Origin of the sequence: Kordiimonas sp., assembly GCF_965216265.1 — a bacterium.
Taxonomy (GTDB): Bacteria; Pseudomonadota; Alphaproteobacteria; order Sphingomonadales; family Kordiimonadaceae; genus Kordiimonas.
Window position 1 is genome coordinate 3,640,140 of record NZ_OZ244153.1, and the last position, 16,917, is coordinate 3,657,056.

Below are 16,917 nucleotides of genomic sequence, written 5' to 3' on the forward strand. Positions count from 1 at the left end.
ATAGTTTTACTGGGGGACACATAAGTGAGTGATGTTAAGTTACCTGAAGGCTGCCGACTATTGCCGCTTGTCGCGCACGGTGACGAGCGTGGTACGGTGATGGAAGTCTATCGCAGAGAATGGACAGACGGCGACGAACGCGTGCAATGGAACGTGGTGCATTCAAACGCTGGAACTTTGCGGGGTGTGCATGTCCACACCACACGGCTTGACTATCTTTATGTTGTTGAAGGTGAAATGTGGCTGGCGCTCTATGATATGCGGCGGTCCTCCAGCACTTTTAAGCAGTCTTGTCTCGTAAGGCTGGCGCCTGAGGTAAATCAGGCTGCGCATGTCCCCGTGGGCGTTGCGCACGGTTTTTATTTTACCAAGCCAAGCATAACGCTTTATGGCCTGTCGTCTTACTTCTCGATGGAAGATGAATTGGGCTGCCACCCAGATGACCCTGCGCTTGGGATAGAGTGGCCTGGCGAAGAACGTCTGTTGTCAACGCGCGACCAGAAGGCAGGAACGCTTGAGGAAATGCAGCAAGCCTTTGACGACTATTTGGCGCGTAACGGAGTGACAGCATGACGGGTAAAACTAAAATAGGGCTGATTGGCTGCGGGCGCTGGGGGCGAAATATACTGCGAGACTTATTGGTATGTGGCTGCGACGTTTATGTTGCCGAGCACGGAGAAAGTGGCCGCATCTATGCACTTGATATAGGGGCAAAGGCGGCGTTTGCTGAATACACAGAGTTTCCTGATGCTTTGGACGGGTATGTAGTGGCTGTTCAAACGGACCGCCATTTTGACATGCTGAAGCGGCTTGCGCCTACCGGTAAACCCATTTTTATTGAAAAGCCAATGGTGCCGGATCGCGTGCATGCGCTTGAGATACAGGCTCTGATGGGCGAGCGGGTTTTTGTGATGCACAAATGGCGCTATCATCCCGGCATCCAGATGCTCCGCACTCTTAACCAAGAGGGAACCTATGGCAAGCTGCACCGCCTGACGACCAATCGTGTGCAGTGGAAGCAGCCTCACGATGATGTCGATGCCTTCTGGATATTGATGCCGCACGATGTTTCAATCGCCTACCATATCATTGATGATCTACCAGATGTGAAGGCTGTACAAGCCCAGATACGTGGTAATGATATACATGAGCTCACCGCTTTTCTTGGGCCCGAACCTAGCGTAACACTCAGTATTTCCGATATTTTCCCCGAAACACAGCGACATGTCATTGCTTATTTTGATCAAGCAGTGGTGAGTTTGCCTGATCCGCTTTCAGACCAGCTTGAGGTTAGGGCTTTGAAAGAGGGCAAACCGTCCGACGAGATAACGTCAATACCGATTTCGACCGAGTTTCCGCTACTAAGGGAAATTAAAGCGTTTATTGCGCATGTGGAGACGGGGGCAGCAGTTGGATCTTTGGTTGAGGATGAAATGACCATGATGCAATGCCTGACGGAGATGCGTCGGCTCGCGTTCGATACAGAAGGCTGAACCCTGTTACACTGGCAGGTTGATACGCGATAAGGATAATATCCCGATGCCTTTGTTTTCCGTTATAATTCCCACCTATAACCACTGCGACACCATCCTGTGGGCCATCAAAAGTGTTCAGGAGCAAACGGTTCAGGACTTTGAGATTATAGTTGCGGGCGATGGAGTGCCTGACCGCACTCGCGACATTATGACCAAGCTATGCGCGGAAGATACGCGGATACGATTTTTGGACAACCCCAAGGATGCGGGTAAAGGCGAGACGCAGCGCCATGCAGCCGTGATGGCCTCGAAGGCGGAGTATATCGCGGGCCTGGGGGACGATGATGTATGGCAAAAGCGGCACCTTGAGGTATTGGCTACAGGCCTAGAGGACGCTGATTTTTGTAACACGCTGTCGAGCGTCGTTTTGCCGCGACGAGGCTTAGTGATACAGCCAGGAAATATTGCTTCACAGCTCGGCAAAAGTGTTCTGCTCAATATGAAGTTCAATTTTATCGGTTTTACAACTGCCGGGTACCGTAAGAGTAGCTATCTTTCTCTGGCTGAACAGTGGGGTCCCACGCCTAAAGGTATCTGGTCAGATCTTTTCATGTGGCGCAAATGGCTTTCACAGGAACATTTGAGGTTCAAGTCTCTTCCATTTGTGACCAGCATTCATATCGATTCGCCGGGTAGGGAGGATATGTCGATTGCAGAGCGTGCTGAAGAGTCCAAATACTGGCTCGGTATTATCCGTGACGATGACCATTTCGCGAAATTGGAGATGGAAGCACTGCGACAGGTCACGCTGGACCATGGGTGCTACAAAGCTGGAATGTATCATTTTCGGGCGTTGTATGAAAAGCTCGTGAAACTGACAGGACAAAGTATATAAGTGGCATGAAATCCAACGAAATACCTCCGTCGGATGTGGTTCAGAGGCGCGCGGTTGTACAAGTGCGCTATGACACTATGGGGATTTGAACTGCTTGTTTGGCATACTGCATGTAACAGCAATGAACTGCTGCAATAAAATCAGTGATCAAACCCCTGCCGTTGCGACGAATGTTTGGGATTTGCATCGCTTGTAGAGGAGCGATAGGTGCCTTTGTTTTCTGTAATTATTCCAACTTATAATCACTGCGACACCATTGTTTGGGCACTCAAAAGCGCACAGCGTCAGAGCGTGCAGGACTTTGAGATCATCGTTTCGGGTGATGGTGTGCCAGATCGCACGCGGGAAATTATGGCTGAATTCTGCGAACAGGACAGCAGGATACGATTTCTCGATAACCCCAAAGGTGAACACAAGGGTGAGCTGAACCGCCATAAGGCCGTTTTGGCAGCTGACGGAAAATATATCGCTTACCTCAGTGATGACGACCTCTGGCACGAGAGCCATCTTGCTGTTTTGACAGAAGGACTAGAACAGAGTGATTTCTGCCATACCTTGCATGGCTGTGTATACCCTACAGGCAAGTTGGAAATCTTTCCCGGTGATATTAGCAGTACTTTTTGCCGGGAGGTTTTGCTTGATAAGCACTATAATTTTTTCGGCCCAACCTGCGTGGGGCACACCAAGGAGGCTTACAAGCGGCTGCCGCTGGGATGGTCTGTTGCGCCTCCCCCGGAAAGCTGGGCGGACCTTCATATGTGGCGACAATGGTTCAAAGCGCCTGGCCTCCGATTTTTGAGCATTCCGAAGTTGACAACCGTCCATCTGGATTCACCTGGCCGGGGACACATGTCGATTGAAAAAAGGGCTGCCGAGTCCAAAGTATGGCTTGAAAAGATAAGCGCTGCGGGTGGTATGAAAGAAATTGAAGATGATGCGTTGCGCCAAGTAGTGCTTAAGCAAGGGTGCTATGAATTCATGGCTCATGAGCTGTCACGTGAGAAGCGGAAGCTACTAGAAAAAATGGCAACGCTAGAAGAGAAACTTCAGCACAGCTGGGATATTATTTCTTAATGAGCAACACTATAAAACTCGTTATCTTCGACTGCGACGGCACGCTGGTTGACAGCCAGCATATGATCGTTGGCGCCATGCATGAAACCTTCCGGATTGCGGAAATGGCACCGGTGGATGACCTTGCTGTGCGCCGCATTGTGGGCTTGAACCTTGTGGAAGCCATTGCTGAGCTGCTGCCTGACATTGCATCGGCGGAGCATAACCGCCTCGCCGAGGTATACAAAAAAGCCTTTTACCGCCTGCGGGTTGAAGAGGCGGCAGGGCCGGACCCCTTATACCCCGGCACGCGTGATGTGCTTGAGCAGTTGAATGCAGAAGGGTACCTGCTGGGTGTGGCAACGGGCAACAGCGTGCGCGGCCTTAACCGTGTGCTTGAAGAGCATGATTTGGGGCATCTGTTTGTGACCCTGCAAACCGCTGATAGTCATCCCTCCAAACCGCACCCATCCATGATCCATACGGCGGTGGCAGAGGCTGGTAGCAGCGCTGATGCTGCCATGATGATCGGCGATACAACATTTGATATGATGATGGCGAAAAACGCTGGTACGCACGGCCTTGGCGTTGATTGGGGATACCATCCGTCACATGAGTTGAAGGCGTCGGGCGCGGGAACAGTGGTTTCGAGCTTTCTGGATATCCCCGCTTATGTAAAGACTGTGCTTGGGGCTGCGGCATAACGCGGGATATATGGTCCAGATGTGGTAAGGAAGATCATGGTTAAAAAACAACAAGGCAGCGAGCTTGACAGGGAGGCAATCCGGCCGCGGGTTGGTTTCGTATGGGCATCTGGTGTGCTTTGCGCAGCGGCTGTGCTGACCTACCTGAGCGAAGATGTGATTGTGGGCCCCAGGGGCGAAGGTGCGCTTGGTTACGCCATTGTGCTGGGCCTTGAGATCATGATCGCCATGTGTCTGTTGCTTTGTTACCGGGTGCCGCGGCTTGGCAACCGGCTCTTGGGTTTTGACATGATGCTCAAGAAGCCTTCCAAGGGCGAAAAATCAAGTATGAGCTACACCGGCAGCTTCCATGTTGAAACGGGTGCCGCCGAGAAACGCATGAACACCCGCCGCAAGGAAGCGCGGTATTCACGACGCAAGCTCGCGGAAGTGACCCGCCAGATGCAGGCCGAAAAGGCCACCAAACAATCAGAAAAATCAGAAGAAGACAAAAGCTAGGTCATGAGAAAATTCTATCAATCCGTTGGCGTGGAAGCGGCTGACACTGGCCACGTTGTTACCCTTGATGGCCGTATGGTGAAAACACCGGCGAAAGCGTCTCTTGTCCTGCCAACCAAAGCTTTGGCTGATGCCGTAGCGGTGGAATGGGATGCGCAGGACGAGAAAATCAAGCCAGACACTATGCCGCAAACACGCCTCGCCAGCACGGCGCTCGACCGCGTGATGCCGCGCCACAATGACGTGGTCACTGAGGTTGCGGCTTTTGGCGGCACGGATCTCCTTTGTTACCGCACGAATGAACCGGCGGACCTTATGGCGCTGCAGGACCGGGTGTGGAACCCGTATCTGGGATGGGCGGCAACAGAACTGGGGGCCAGTCTGCGTGTCACAAATGGCATTATCCCTGTTGCGCAGGAGGAGAAAGCCCTTGAACGGCTAAAAGATCGCGTGGCCGCGCATGATGCTTTTGAACTGACCGCGCTGCACAGTTTGACCAACGGTCTCGGCTCTCTAGTGCTTGCACTCGCCTATATGGAAGGTTTCAGCCCGCTTGAAGCGGTATGGCAGGCCAGCATCCTAGATGCCACACATCAGGAAGAACATTGGGGCCTGGATGACGAAGTGGCGGAAAAGCGCGCTATTCAGCATGCAGACCTGACTTTCACTGCTGAGTTTATTTCGCACCTGCGAAATAAATAGCTGGAAAGCACGGCATCAAGAAGATAAGAACGATTTTGGCTATGGGTGAGGGTCAAGGTTTATAGAACCAAAGGGCCCGCAGTCAGAGGGAAGGGAAACGATGAAAGAAATCCTGGAACGCCTTGAGGTGAAGCGCCAAGAAGCGCACCTGGGCGGCGGGCAGGCCCGCATTGATGCACAGCATGCACGCGGCAAGCTGACAGCGCGTGAACGTATCGACCTGCTGCTGGATGAAGGCAGCTTTGAAGAATATGACACCTTCGTTGAGCACCGCTGCACCGACTTTGGCATGAGCGACAACAAGTTCGCGGGCGACGGTGTCGTCACCGGCTCCGGCACCATCAGTGGTCGCCTTGTTTATGTGTTCAGCCAGGATTTTACCGTGTTCGGCGGTTCACTCTCTGCAACCCACGCACAGAAAATTATCAAGGTCATGGACATGGCCATGAAGGTTGGCGCGCCGGTTATCGGCCTCAACGATAGCGGCGGTGCCCGTATTCAGGAAGGCGTTGCAGCCCTTGGCGGTTATGCCGATGTGTTCCAGAAAAACGTTCTGGCGTCCGGCGTTGTACCGCAAATTTCCATGATCATGGGGCCATGCGCGGGCGGTGCGGTTTATAGCCCGGCAATGACAGACTTTATTTTCATGGTGCAGGACAGCTCATACATGTTTGTGACCGGCCCCGACGTGGTGAAAACCGTGACAAACGAGGTGGTCACACAGGAAGAGCTTGGCGGGGCATCCACCCACACCACCAAATCCGGTGTCGCAGACAAAGCTTTTGATAACGACGTGGAAGCGCTGGCGCAGCTCCGTCGTTTTTATGATTTTCTGCCGCTCAACAACCGTGAAAAACCACCGGTTCGCCCCACGTATGACAAGCCTGAGCGCATTGAAATGTCGCTCGATAATGTTATCCCATCGAACGCCAACAAACCTTATGACATGCATGAGGTGATTGAAAAGATGGTGGACGAAGGCGACTTTTTTGAGCTTCAGCCCCGGCACGCCGGCAATATCATCATCGGCATGGCCCGCATGGACGGCCAGACAGTTGGTATTGTGGCTAACCAGCCCATGGTGCTGGCAGGTTGCCTTGATATCGACAGCTCCAAAAAAGCGGCGCGGTTCGTGCGTTTCTGTGACTGTTTCAATATCCCGATCATCACGCTTGTTGACGTGCCCGGCTTCCTGCCCGGCACAGCACAGGAATATGGCGGCATTATCAAACACGGCGCCAAGCTGTTGTTTGCCTACGGTGAAGCTACCGTGCCAAAAATCACCATCATTACCCGCAAGGCCTACGGCGGCGCCTATGACGTGATGGCGTCCAAACACCTGCGCGGTGACCTCAATTACGCATGGCCAACGGCTGAAATTGCCGTGATGGGTGCAAAGGGTGCTGTGGAAATCCTTTACCGCAAGGACCGGGACGACCCAGAGAAGATCGCCGAGCGCACACGCGAATATGAAGACCTGTTCGCCAACCCGTTTGTGGCGGCGCAGCGCGGTTTCATTGACGAAGTGATCATGCCGCATTCAACGCGTAAGCGTGTGATCCGTGGCCTCAGAAAGCTTGCAAACAAGCACCTTGAGAACCCGTGGAAGAAACACGACAACATCCCGCTTTAAGGGGAAACCTGATGGCCAGACCATTACCAAAAGACCTGGAAAATATGGCGGGCACTGCCAAAAAGGCAGAAGTTCGCTCCGTGGGCATTGCGGGCTTTTTGCTCGGCACTGCTTTTGGGTTTGGCATGGGGGCGGCGTTTTTCAGCTCCGCGGGTAGTACATTTTATTTTGCAATCGGCGCAGCGGTAGTGGGCATTGCCTGGTGGCTTGCCGCCCGCGCGCGGAAAAAGAAATCATAAGGGTAAGGGAAGCGCTTCATGTTCAAGAAGATCCTGATTGCCAACAGGGGTGAGATTGCGTGCCGGATTATCAAAACCGCACGTAAATTCGGCATTAAAACCGTGGCTGTATATTCTGAGGCAGATGCCGACGCGCTGCATGTGGAAATGGCGGATGAGGCTGTGCATATCGGCCCACCGGCGGCGGCGGAAAGCTATCTGCTGGCCGACAAGATACTCGAGGCGGCCAAGGCAACCGGTGCGGAGGCTATCCATCCGGGTTATGGTTTCCTCTCGGAACGGGCGAGCTTTGTGGAAGCTGTGCAGAAGGCTGGCCTTGCTTTCATCGGGCCAGACCCGAAAGCCATCAACGCCATGGGGGATAAAATTACCTCCAAAAAACTGGCGGCAGAAGCAGGTGTTTCCACTGTCCCTGGCCATATGGGCATTATCAAGGACGCGGATGAAGCGGTGAAAATCTCGGCCGAGATCGGCTACCCGGTGATGCTGAAGGCATCCGCGGGCGGTGGCGGCAAAGGTATGCGCATCGCCTATAATAACGAGGAAGCCCATGAAGGTTTCCTCTCTGCCCAGAACGAGGCTCGGTCAAGCTTCGCGGATGACCGTGTGTTTATTGAGAAGTTTGTTGAGGAACCACGCCATATCGAAATTCAGGTGCTGGGCGACAAGCACGGCAATGTGATTTATCTAGGTGAGCGGGAATGCTCAATCCAACGCCGTCACCAGAAGGTGGTTGAAGAAGCACCAAGCCCCTTTCTTGACGAAGCTACCCGCAAGGCGATGGGCGAGCAGGCTGTGGCGCTCTCAAAGGCGGTGGACTACTGCTCCGCTGGTACGGTCGAGTTTATCGTCGACAAGCACAAGAACTTCTATTTCCTTGAGATGAACACCCGGCTGCAGGTGGAACACCCTGTCACCGAGCAGGTGACGGGCATCGACCTTGTGGAGCAGATGCTGCGTGTGGCCGCAGGCGAGAAACTGAGCATCACACAGGATGACGTGAAGCTCACAGGCTGGTCGATGGAAACACGTGTTTATGCGGAAGACCCGCTTCGCGGTTTCCTGCCGTCTATCGGGCGTCTCACAAAGTATTTGCCGCCGGAAGAGAGCGAATTTGTACGCGTGGATACCGGCGTTTATGAAGGCGCCGAGATCTCTATGTTTTATGACCCGATGATCGCCAAGCTGATCACCACGGGCAAAACACGGGACGAAGCAATCGCTGCCCAGCGCCGTGCTTTGGATGAATATTATATCCGCGGTATCGCGCATAATATCCCGTTCCTTGCGGCCCTGATGGCGCATCCGCGCTTCCAGAAAGGCGACATGACCACCGGCTTCATCGCGGAAGAATACCCGGATGGCTTTGAGGGCGGTGCGCTCAGTGACGAGGTGCGCGAGGCGATGATTGCGGCCGCAAGCTTCATCAACGCGGTGGAAGTATCCCGCGCGACCCAGATTGACGGCCAGATCGCGGAACCCAAAGGCCCGCAAGAGCAGCCGTGGGTGATAACGATTGGCGGCGAGGATGTGGTCACCGGTGTGACGCTGGTAGAAGATCACGCTGAAATCGTCATTGGCAAAAAACATATCGCCGTACTGACAGACTGGCATCCGGGCCAGCCGGTATTCCATGCCCGCATTGGCAACAAAGACTTCGCGATGGAAATTGACCGCAGGCCGCTTGGGTTGATGCTCACCTGCGACGGTGTAACCATGGACATTCGTGTGCAGACAGAGCGCGCCGCCGAGTTGCATGCCCTGATGCCAGAGAAAGAAGCGCCGGATACGTCCAAGCTTCTGCTGTGCCCGATGCCGGGGCTTGTTGTCTCCATCGCTGTTGAAGCGGGGGATGAGGTGAAAGCCGGGCAGGCGCTCGCGGTGGTGGAAGCCATGAAGATGGAGAACATCCTCCGGGCCGAGAAAGACGGGGTGGTTAAATCTGTTGAGGCCGCAGCGGGTGACAGCTTGGCCGTTGATGCCATCATCCTTGAATTCGAATGAGCATAGCCGGGGATTGCGCGCAGGCGGTTGAACCGCTCCTTCGTGAGCTGGTGGGGTTTGATACCACCAGCCGCAATTCCAATATGGCGCTTATCCGCCATGTTGAGGCCTATCTGGCCTCAAACGGTATTGCGTCGCATCTTGTGGTGAATGAGGATGGCTCCAAGGCCAACCTGTTTGCCACCATCGGCCCGAATGTAGAGGGCGGTGTTGTGCTTTCCGGCCACACGGATGTGGTGCCGGTTGATGATCAGGACTGGTTGAGCGATCCGTTCACCCTCACCACTAAAGACGACCGCCTCGTTGGGCGCGGCACAGCAGACATGAAGGGCTTTATCGCCGTTTGCCTTGCCTATGTGCCGCTGTTCCTTGCAGCCAAACTGACACGGCCCATCCATTTTGCTTTCACCTATGATGAAGAGGTAGGCTGCCTTGGCATCCAGCAGATGCTGCCTTATCTGCGGGAGCACTGCGCGGCACCCCGCCTCGTGGTGGTGGGGGAGCCTACGTCGATGCAGGTGGCCGCAGCCCATAAGGGGCAGCATGTTTCCCGCACCCGCATCACGGGCCGGGAGGCGCACTCCAGCAGGCCCGAGGACGGTGTGAACGCGGTGATGGTTGCGGCAGAGTTGATCACGCTGATCAGCGGTTTTGCCGCGCGCGAGCGTGAAGCTGGCGTGAAAGATGCGGCGTTTGACCCGCCTTACACATCTTTCAATGTGGGGCCTATCCGGGGTGGCAGCATGTTTAACATCATCCCCAACGCATGCGAATTTGATTGGGAGTTTCGCCCGGTGCCGGGCACTGACGCGCAAGCCATATTGGATGAGTACCAGCGCTATATTGATGAAACACTTGTGCCGCGCATGCAAGCCGTGGGCGGGAAAGAATGTGGCGTGGCCAATGAGGTATGGGCTTACCTGCCGCCTCTGAAGGCAGAGCCTGGCTCAGACGCGGAAACGCTGGCGATGATGCTGGCAGGCAAAAATGAGACCACCGTTGTGGCGTTTGGCACTGAAGGCGGGCATTTCCAGAGCATTGATTTCCCCGCTGTTGTGTGTGGCCCCGGTGATATCGCGCAAGCCCACAAACCCGATGAATTTATCACGCAAGCGGAGCTGGCTGCGTGCGGAAAGTTCATGGAACGTCTCGCCCGTGCACTGAGCGCTTGAACGCCTAGAACTAAAGTTCTCCTTTTTTAGACAGGCCGTGCGGCAGTCGCGCCGGAGCGGCTTGCCGCCTGCCGTCACTTCGGCGTAAAAGTGTGGGTATAGAAGAACAACAGGCGCCCGAAGCGCGATTGAGGAGACAGAATATGGCGCGATTTTTATGGAGCCTGATGGCATTTCTGGCCGTCGTCATCGCGCTATACGCGTTTTATATCCTGTATGATCAATCGCTCCTTCGTGCCAATGACGTGATGGCGCATCATCTGACCGCCCGGCCTTGGGCGGTTTACGGGCATATCGGCCTTGGGGCACTTGCTCTTGCCATTGGTCCGTTTCAGTTTCTTACTCAAGTGAGGGCGCGTGCGCCAGAACTGCATCGCGCGATGGGGCGCATCTATGTGGCTTCCTGCCTGCTGTCAGGGCTGTGCGGTATTGTCCTTGCCGTGAATACTGCCATGGGCCCGGTGGCGATGGCTGGCTTCTCCGGCCTTGGTCTTTGCTGGCTTGTCACAACATCACTTGCGTTCAGTAAGGCGTTAAGGCGTGATTTTACCGCTCACCGCGCCTGGATGGTACGCAGTTATGCGCTGACCTATGCGGCTGTAATGCTGCGCATCTATATACCTGTCGGGCTTATCTCCGGGTTTGATTTCCCGTTGGTCTACGCGCTGGTGGCGTGGGCGTGCTGGGTGCCAAATGCCTTGTTTGCTGAGGCTTTCCTTCGTAAAGCTGAAGCACCAGTGGCTGTTCAAGTGGCCTAAATTCCCGTCGCCACCCTTTGTCACATGGTTGCAAAACATATAGCCTAAGCCTTGAAGGAGCTTGCGGGGGCGAGTGTTGACTTGGAGTTTCGCCAATGAGCGAGGACGTTTCAGGCAGGATTGCCGTAAGGGCACGTATTCACGGGCGTGTTCAGGGTGTCTGGTATCGTGGCTGGACCGAGAAGGAAGCCTTGCGTCTCGGCCTGTTCGGCTGGGTACGGAACCGGTCAGACGGCACAGTGGAGGCTTTGTTTTCGGGCGAAAGCGAAGCCGTTGATACCATGCTTGGCCTTTGCCTCGCAGGGCCTGTGGCTGCGCAGGTGATTAAGGTAGAATCAGAAGCGGCGAAAGGCATAACCCCCCGCCGCTTTGAAGTGAAACCAACCGTTTAATCGCCCGGTGGCGTGTTCGTCTGGTTATTCAGTTCCTTGACCCAGTCTATCAACTGGCCGCTGATGCGGTCTTCCCATACGCCCGGTTTGCCGTTGAAGCTGTTCTCAGGGCTTTCATGGATTGTCGCCCAGTGGTCCATGCCCGGAAATTTATATAGCTGGGCGTTGGTGTGACTCGCTTTCCTGAGCACTTCCATGATGATGTCATTATCATACTCAGACATGATCCAGTCATTGGTGCCCCAGCGGATACGTACGGGTGCCCTCAGTTTCTGCCAGTTGCCCGCTACGTCGAAATCCTGCATCTGGTGATAAAAGGCCGTGGGGCGGCCATACATGTGGGCGTCGTCGTGGTAATTATGGTCAGCAAGCAGGGGCTTTTCCCTGATCACGTCTGCATAGGTTTTTTCTTCAATCAGCATACCATAATAAAGCGGGATATATGCGCGGTTGATCAGGTCGTTGATCTTGCTTTCTTCCATGCCTTGCATCTGCTTGATACGCCGCTCGATCTCCAGCATATGCTCGAACCATGTGCGGTAATATGTGCCGTCCGAGATCACGGCGTTCAGTCCATATTTGTTGGCAAAATAGGGGGCAAGAGCGCTGCCCATGCTGTTGCCATAAACAAGGATACGGCTTGGGTCCACATAGGGCAGCGATTTGAGCTTTTTGAGAGCAGTTTCATAACCGTTCAGCTCTGTGATGAAATCTGTTTGTGAACAGTTTCCCTCACTATCACCCATGCCGGGTTTCTCTACCCTCATCACCACCATGCCGCTTTGTTCCACCAGATCTGTCAGGATACGGATATAGTTTGAGCGCCGACCGGGCGTGGCCTCGATTGAGGAGCAACTGAGACCTTGCAGCATGAATATGGCTGGGCCGGGGGCATCGGCGGTGATGGTTTCAGGCCGGGTAACAATGGTCCGCTGGCGGATACCATAATCGCTTGTGATGCTGCCATACACAGTTTCAACGCCCGCGTGTTCTTCAAGGAGCACGGGCGGGAAGTTGACTGATACAGTGTTCAGGTCCGTACCGCGCCGCACCAACAGTTTATAGGGGCGATCGGCCACCAGGGCATCTGTTATGTCGTTCCATGTGGTGCCGCGCGTTGCGGGTTGACCATCAACCGCGAGGATTGTATCCCCCGCCACAAGGCCTGCAGTCGCAAGGGGAGAGCCTTCGGTAACCTCTTGCAGGGCCATGCCTGCCCCTTCCTGACCGCCAAAGCGGGCTTGCCACTGGGCACGTCGTTCAAGGTCATCAGCCATGGTGGCGGCGGTGGAAGCAAACAGGGCGGCCACAAGGCCGGTTTTCAGAAAAAATTGGATCATTGCCATTCCGTCATTTAGCGTGGCTACAAATGCTTAGCGTGCATTGACGGTGCGCAAGGGCGCTGCGTTCCGGAAGGTGCCTTTACGTGAAAAGCAGGAAATTTTACACTAAAGTCGGGGTTTCTATGACGGCGTATGAGCCAGAGCAAAGCATCAGGCACAGCTTTTACCTCTTTGGGTCGCGAGTCCTGACTCATATTCTTTTTTGGGTAGGCTATTATGTTCTGTTCAGCCTGGTGTGGATGAAGCCGGACAAAGGCTATTTTGCATCCTTCTATCTTGAATTCGTGTTACTGCCGGCTCGCCTGGCTGCTGTTTACGCCATGATCTATGTGCTGATGCCGCGTTTTCTTCTGGTGCGCCAGTATGCGCGGTTTCTTATGTCATATGCCGGGCTGATTGTATTGGCAGGGCTTGTGCACCGGCTGTCAGCCTATTTCTTTTATGAGCAACTGATGTTCGGGCAGGCCGATCCATTCTTTGACCCGGGTGCCCTGATGCGGGCTGCCCTGTTGGTGAACACGACGGTGGTGTTTGTTGCCGCAGCCAAGATGTTCCAGCTCTATCTGGTGGAGGTGGAAAAGAACCGGACAGCGGATGCGTCTGTGAAGGTGGCGGTGCGCGCCAACCGGCGGACATACCTGCTGGACCCGCCCGATATCCTGTATCTGGAAAGTATGGGCAACTATGTTACTTACATACTGGCAGATGGCGAAAAACTGGTGGTGCACGGCTCTATCAAAGCCGCGCTCGAAGACCTGCCTGAAACCTTTCTGCGCATTCACCGTTCGTATGTAGTGAATAAGGACCATGTCACGGCTTTCAACGGCGACAAGGTGCAGGTGGGCGCTACCGACCTGCCACGCGGCAAGGATATCAACGATGCCATGCTGACATCGCTGAAGCCGGTTGGCGTAGCAGAAACAGCCTAAAGGGCTTGCGGACTAAATCTGGAAAACCGGGTGGCTTTCTTCAATCGGGTTCGATGTATCCTGCACGCCGCTTTCCGTCGGTAGCGCTTCATAAGGCAGCTTGGCGCTTGAGCCTTCGGGTGCTTCCTTGACCTCTAGGTGCATGGGGCGTGGTTCAAGGCCAAAAATCTCTTCAAACGCTTCACGGACGGCCACATCAAGGTCGTCCATCGTCACGGGCAAACCAAGGTCTTCAAGGCTTGTTACACCGTGCTCGGAAATGCCGCAGGGCACGATGCCGTCAAAATGCGTGAGATCAGGCGCAAGGTTGATCGCGATACCGTGATAGGTGACCCACTGGCGCACACGCACACCAATGGCGGCAACCTTGTCTTCACGGCCACCACCACGTTCAACCCACACACCAACACGGCCTTTGCGGCGCTCAGCCGTTACGCCAAATGAAGCCATGGCGCGCACAATCACCTCTTCAAGGCTATAGACAAACTGGCGCACGTCTTTGCCGCGTTTCTTCAGGTCGAGCAGGAAGTAAACCACCCGCTGGCCGGGGCCGTGGTAGGTATATTGCCCGCCGCGGCCCGCGTCATAGACCGGGAAACGGTCGGGGTCGACTAAGTCTTTTTCTTCGGCGCTGGTGCCTGCGGTATAAAGAGGAGGGTGCTCAAGTAGCCAAACCATCTCTGCCGCTTCACCAGCACGGATGGCACGTACGCGGCTTTCCATTTCTTCAATGGCGTCCGGATATTCGATCAGGGTATCGCTGATTCGCCACTCAAGGGGCATTTGCTCGCTCATAACTTACCTCACCAATTCGAGACTTCGCGCCTTCATACCCCTTTGCGCGCCTCAGTCCAAGCCTTTCTAAGCTGAACGCCTTGATGTAAAGCCGCCTTTTGGTTAAGGAAATAATAAGGATGAGGTGCCAAAGTGCCCTTACGTCAAATAGTTGACTATAGTGAGCATGCGTTGGCACTGGGGTTGGTACTCGGGTGCAGGCCCAAATGAGGACACCATGAATTTTCAGGCTGTTAATCGTGTAACTGTTGAGATCACTGTGGTCCTGGGCCGCACGCATATGCCTGTGCGGCAGCTTCTCAAAATGGGCCGTGGCGCTGTGATCGACCTTGACGCCAAGCATGAGGATGAATGCTGGGTCTATGCCAACAATGAGCTTATCGCCCGCGGCGAGATTATGATCGTTGGTGAGAAGATTGGTGTTTCCATCACTCGCATGATGAGCCAGTTGCAAGTTTAAGCGTGGGCAGCATCCCGGATTTCCGGCCTTTTTCAGATAGTTTCAAAAACATGTCATTTTCCGCTTGCGGGGTCTGATCTTCCTTGATAGTAAAGCGCCCGACCTCGCGGCCGTGGCGGAATTGGTAGACGCGCAGCGTTGAGGTCGCTGTGGGGTAACACCCGTGGAAGTTCGAGTCTTCTCGGCCGCACCATAAAAACCCGTAGGGAAAATCCCTGCGGGTTTTTTCTTTGGTTGGTCTTGGAACGTCGTGACGGTTTTCTGCGGCTTTTCACGTAACCCTCCCTAAAAAATTGATTTTTTAATCAGGATACTGGAAACAGACAGCGCTTTCTTCTATCAATCAAGGGCGGGGTGTTTGCATGTTGCGGTGCTTATGCCCAAGCTATGATAGGCCAATCAAGGGGATGCGAGATGACTGAAACCGGGCAAGACCCGCGTCAGACCGAAGAAGATCTCGCACCCGAATCTTTGGAAGCCACAGGACGCCCTGAAGCCGAGGATGAAGAGACCGAGGTTCACCACGACCGCGAGTTTATCCAGCAGGTTCATACGGCTGTGCGCGAGGAGGATGCCGAGCGTGCCTATGACCTTGTGTCTGATCTGCACGCTGCTGACGTTGCTGACCTTCTGCAGGTACTGCCGTCTGCCCAGCGCGTAAGTTTTATCGGCCTTCTTGGTGAACGGCTCGACCCCGATGTCCTCATCGAGGTAGAAGGTGCCGCGCAAGACGACCTTTATGAGCATATGTCCAACGAGCTGATCGCCGATGCGGTGACCGAGCTTGAGGCAGATGACGCCGTCTACGTTCTGGAAGAATTGGGTGAAGAGGACCGGGAAGAGGTTCTGCGTGCCCTTGCCGCCGATGACCGGGTCGCGATTGAGGAAAGCTTGAGCTTCCCGGAAGAATCGGCCGGTCGTTTGATGAGCCGGGATTTTGTGTCCCTGCCTGAGTTCTGGACAGTGGGCCAGACCATTGATTTCCTGCGCTCGGAAGATGAAGATATTCCGGCGGATTTTTACGATATTTTTGTGGTCGACCCCGGCCACCGCGCGGTTGGCACGGTGCCACTGTCGCGAGTGATGCGTAGCCAGCGTCATGTAACCATCGGCTCCATCATGGATACCGACCCGCATCTGGTCAAAGTCACCGCTGACCAGGAAGAAGTGGCTTACCAGTTCTCGAAATATCACCTCATTTCGGCGGCTGTGGTTGATGACAGCCAGCGCCTTGTTGGTGTGGTCACGGTGGATGACATCGTTGAAGTTATTGGCGATGAAGCACAGGAAGATATCCTCGCACTTGCTGGTGTGGGGGAAGAATCCGGCGTGAATGAGAATTTCATGGAAGTGACCAAAAGCCGTTTCTTCTGGCTTTTCGTCAACCTTGGTACTGCTGTATTGGCGTCTGCTGTGATCGGCCTGTTTGATGCGACGATTGAACAGATGGTGGCGCTTGCTATCCTGATGCCAATCGTGGCGTCCATGGGCGGTAACGCGGGCACCCAAACCATGACAGTGGCGGTGCGCGCGATTGCCACCAAGGAGTTGAGCCGCACAAACGCACTGCGGGTGGTAAACCGCGAGATGATGGCCGCGCTTGTGAACGGTATTTTGCTGGCGATTGTGTCTGGGGTACTTGCGTGGGCGTGGTTTGGTGACCTCGTGCTGGGCGGCATTTTTGCCTTCGCTATGGTATTTAACATGTTTGTTGCTGGGTTAAGTGGTGTGCTGATACCCATGACGCTGAATAAAGCGGGGGTTGATCCGGCCATCGCGTCCAGTGTTTTTGTTACGACTATTACCGATGTTGTTGGATTTTTCGCCTTCCTTGGGATCGCGGCCATAGTACTTCTATAGTTGGT

General features: G+C 54.5%; 17 protein-coding genes, 1 tRNA gene and 1 pseudogene. 17 read left to right on the forward strand and 2 right to left on the reverse strand.

All coding sequences use genetic code 11. From position 1 onward, the window contains the following. Nucleotides 1–24: 24 nt before the first annotated feature. From ACOOGA_RS16760 to ACOOGA_RS16820, 13 genes are all read left to right on the forward strand, one after another. Nucleotides 25–573: a dTDP-4-dehydrorhamnose 3,5-epimerase family protein gene (locus ACOOGA_RS16760; protein WP_417462078.1), complete on the forward strand. Its 549-nt coding sequence runs from the start codon at nucleotides 25–27 to the stop codon at nucleotides 571–573. Beyond that, the gene (locus ACOOGA_RS16765) at nucleotides 570–1,493 is read left to right on the forward strand and encodes a Gfo/Idh/MocA family protein (RefSeq protein WP_417462077.1); all 924 of its coding nucleotides are present in this window, start codon (nucleotides 570–572) and stop codon (nucleotides 1,491–1,493) included. The genes ACOOGA_RS16760 and ACOOGA_RS16765 overlap by 4 nt, the downstream gene beginning before the upstream one ends. Nucleotides 1,494–1,539: 46 nt before the next feature. Further along, the gene (locus ACOOGA_RS16770) at nucleotides 1,540–2,370 is read left to right on the forward strand and encodes a glycosyltransferase family 2 protein (protein ID WP_417462076.1); all 831 of its coding nucleotides are present in this window, start codon (nucleotides 1,540–1,542) and stop codon (nucleotides 2,368–2,370) included. Nucleotides 2,371–2,577: 207 nt separating this feature from the next. Further along, a complete protein-coding gene (locus ACOOGA_RS16775) occupies nucleotides 2,578–3,444 on the forward strand; it encodes a glycosyltransferase family 2 protein (RefSeq protein ID WP_417462075.1) in 867 nt (288 codons plus the stop codon). After that, nucleotides 3,444–4,127 (forward strand): HAD-IA family hydrolase, encoded by a 684-nt coding sequence (locus ACOOGA_RS16780; protein WP_417462074.1) that lies wholly within the window; start codon nucleotides 3,444–3,446, stop codon nucleotides 4,125–4,127. The genes ACOOGA_RS16775 and ACOOGA_RS16780 overlap by 1 nt, the downstream gene beginning before the upstream one ends. A 36-nt stretch (nucleotides 4,128–4,163) precedes the next feature. Continuing rightward, nucleotides 4,164–4,625 (forward strand): hypothetical protein, encoded by a 462-nt coding sequence (locus ACOOGA_RS16785; protein ID WP_417462073.1) that lies wholly within the window; start codon nucleotides 4,164–4,166, stop codon nucleotides 4,623–4,625. A 3-nt stretch (nucleotides 4,626–4,628) separates the two neighbouring features. Further along, complete coding sequence (locus ACOOGA_RS16790) at nucleotides 4,629–5,327, forward strand: ATP12 family chaperone protein (protein WP_417462072.1); 699 nt, start codon at nucleotides 4,629–4,631, stop codon at nucleotides 5,325–5,327. Nucleotides 5,328–5,427: 100 nt separating this feature from the next. Continuing rightward, a complete protein-coding gene (locus tag ACOOGA_RS16795; protein WP_417462071.1) occupies nucleotides 5,428–6,960 on the forward strand; it encodes an acyl-CoA carboxylase subunit beta in 1,533 nt (510 codons plus the stop codon). Nucleotides 6,961–6,971: 11 nt separating this feature from the next. Beyond that, nucleotides 6,972–7,199, forward strand: a complete 228-nt coding sequence (locus tag ACOOGA_RS16800; RefSeq protein WP_417457522.1) for a hypothetical protein — start codon at nucleotides 6,972–6,974, stop codon at nucleotides 7,197–7,199. 18 nt (nucleotides 7,200–7,217) lie between these two features. After that, complete coding sequence (accC, locus tag ACOOGA_RS16805) at nucleotides 7,218–9,203, forward strand: acetyl-CoA carboxylase biotin carboxylase subunit (RefSeq protein WP_417462070.1); 1,986 nt, start codon at nucleotides 7,218–7,220, stop codon at nucleotides 9,201–9,203. Continuing rightward, complete coding sequence (gene argE, locus ACOOGA_RS16810; protein WP_417462069.1) at nucleotides 9,200–10,375, forward strand: acetylornithine deacetylase; 1,176 nt, start codon at nucleotides 9,200–9,202, stop codon at nucleotides 10,373–10,375. The genes accC and argE overlap by 4 nt, the downstream gene beginning before the upstream one ends. A 143-nt stretch (nucleotides 10,376–10,518) precedes the next feature. Next, a complete protein-coding gene (locus tag ACOOGA_RS16815) occupies nucleotides 10,519–11,133 on the forward strand; it encodes a DUF2306 domain-containing protein (protein ID WP_417462068.1) in 615 nt (204 codons plus the stop codon). Between the two features lie 95 nt (nucleotides 11,134–11,228). Continuing rightward, the gene (locus ACOOGA_RS16820; RefSeq protein WP_417462067.1) at nucleotides 11,229–11,525 is read left to right on the forward strand and encodes an acylphosphatase; all 297 of its coding nucleotides are present in this window, start codon (nucleotides 11,229–11,231) and stop codon (nucleotides 11,523–11,525) included. On the opposite strand, the gene ACOOGA_RS16825 is transcribed toward ACOOGA_RS16820, so the two are convergent. Continuing rightward, the gene (locus ACOOGA_RS16825) at nucleotides 11,522–12,865 is read right to left on the reverse strand and encodes a PDZ domain-containing protein (RefSeq protein WP_417462066.1); all 1,344 of its coding nucleotides are present in this window, start codon (nucleotides 12,863–12,865) and stop codon (nucleotides 11,522–11,524) included. The genes ACOOGA_RS16820 and ACOOGA_RS16825 overlap by 4 nt on opposite strands. A 242-nt stretch (nucleotides 12,866–13,107) precedes the next feature. On the opposite strand from ACOOGA_RS16825, the gene ACOOGA_RS16830 reads away from it, so the two are divergent. Continuing rightward, nucleotides 13,108–13,797: a LytR/AlgR family response regulator transcription factor gene (locus tag ACOOGA_RS16830; protein WP_420429052.1), complete on the forward strand. Its 690-nt coding sequence runs from the start codon at nucleotides 13,108–13,110 to the stop codon at nucleotides 13,795–13,797. A 159-nt stretch (nucleotides 13,798–13,956) separates the two neighbouring features. Here ACOOGA_RS16830 and lipB read toward each other — a convergent pair. Beyond that, nucleotides 13,957–14,580, reverse strand: a pseudogene (gene lipB, locus ACOOGA_RS16835) (lipoyl(octanoyl) transferase LipB); the annotation flags it as partial. 229 nt (nucleotides 14,581–14,809) lie between these two features. Here lipB and ACOOGA_RS16840 point away from each other — a divergent pair. From ACOOGA_RS16840 to mgtE, 3 genes are all read left to right on the forward strand, one after another. After that, on the forward strand, nucleotides 14,810–15,052 hold the full coding sequence (locus ACOOGA_RS16840) for a FliM/FliN family flagellar motor switch protein (RefSeq protein ID WP_417457517.1): 243 nt from the start codon (nucleotides 14,810–14,812) through the stop codon (nucleotides 15,050–15,052). Between the two features lie 106 nt (nucleotides 15,053–15,158). Then, a tRNA-Leu gene (locus tag ACOOGA_RS16845) sits at nucleotides 15,159–15,245 on the forward strand. Between the two features lie 221 nt (nucleotides 15,246–15,466). Continuing rightward, complete coding sequence (gene mgtE, locus ACOOGA_RS16850; protein ID WP_417462064.1) at nucleotides 15,467–16,912, forward strand: magnesium transporter; 1,446 nt, start codon at nucleotides 15,467–15,469, stop codon at nucleotides 16,910–16,912. Nucleotides 16,913–16,917 lie beyond the last annotated feature (5 nt).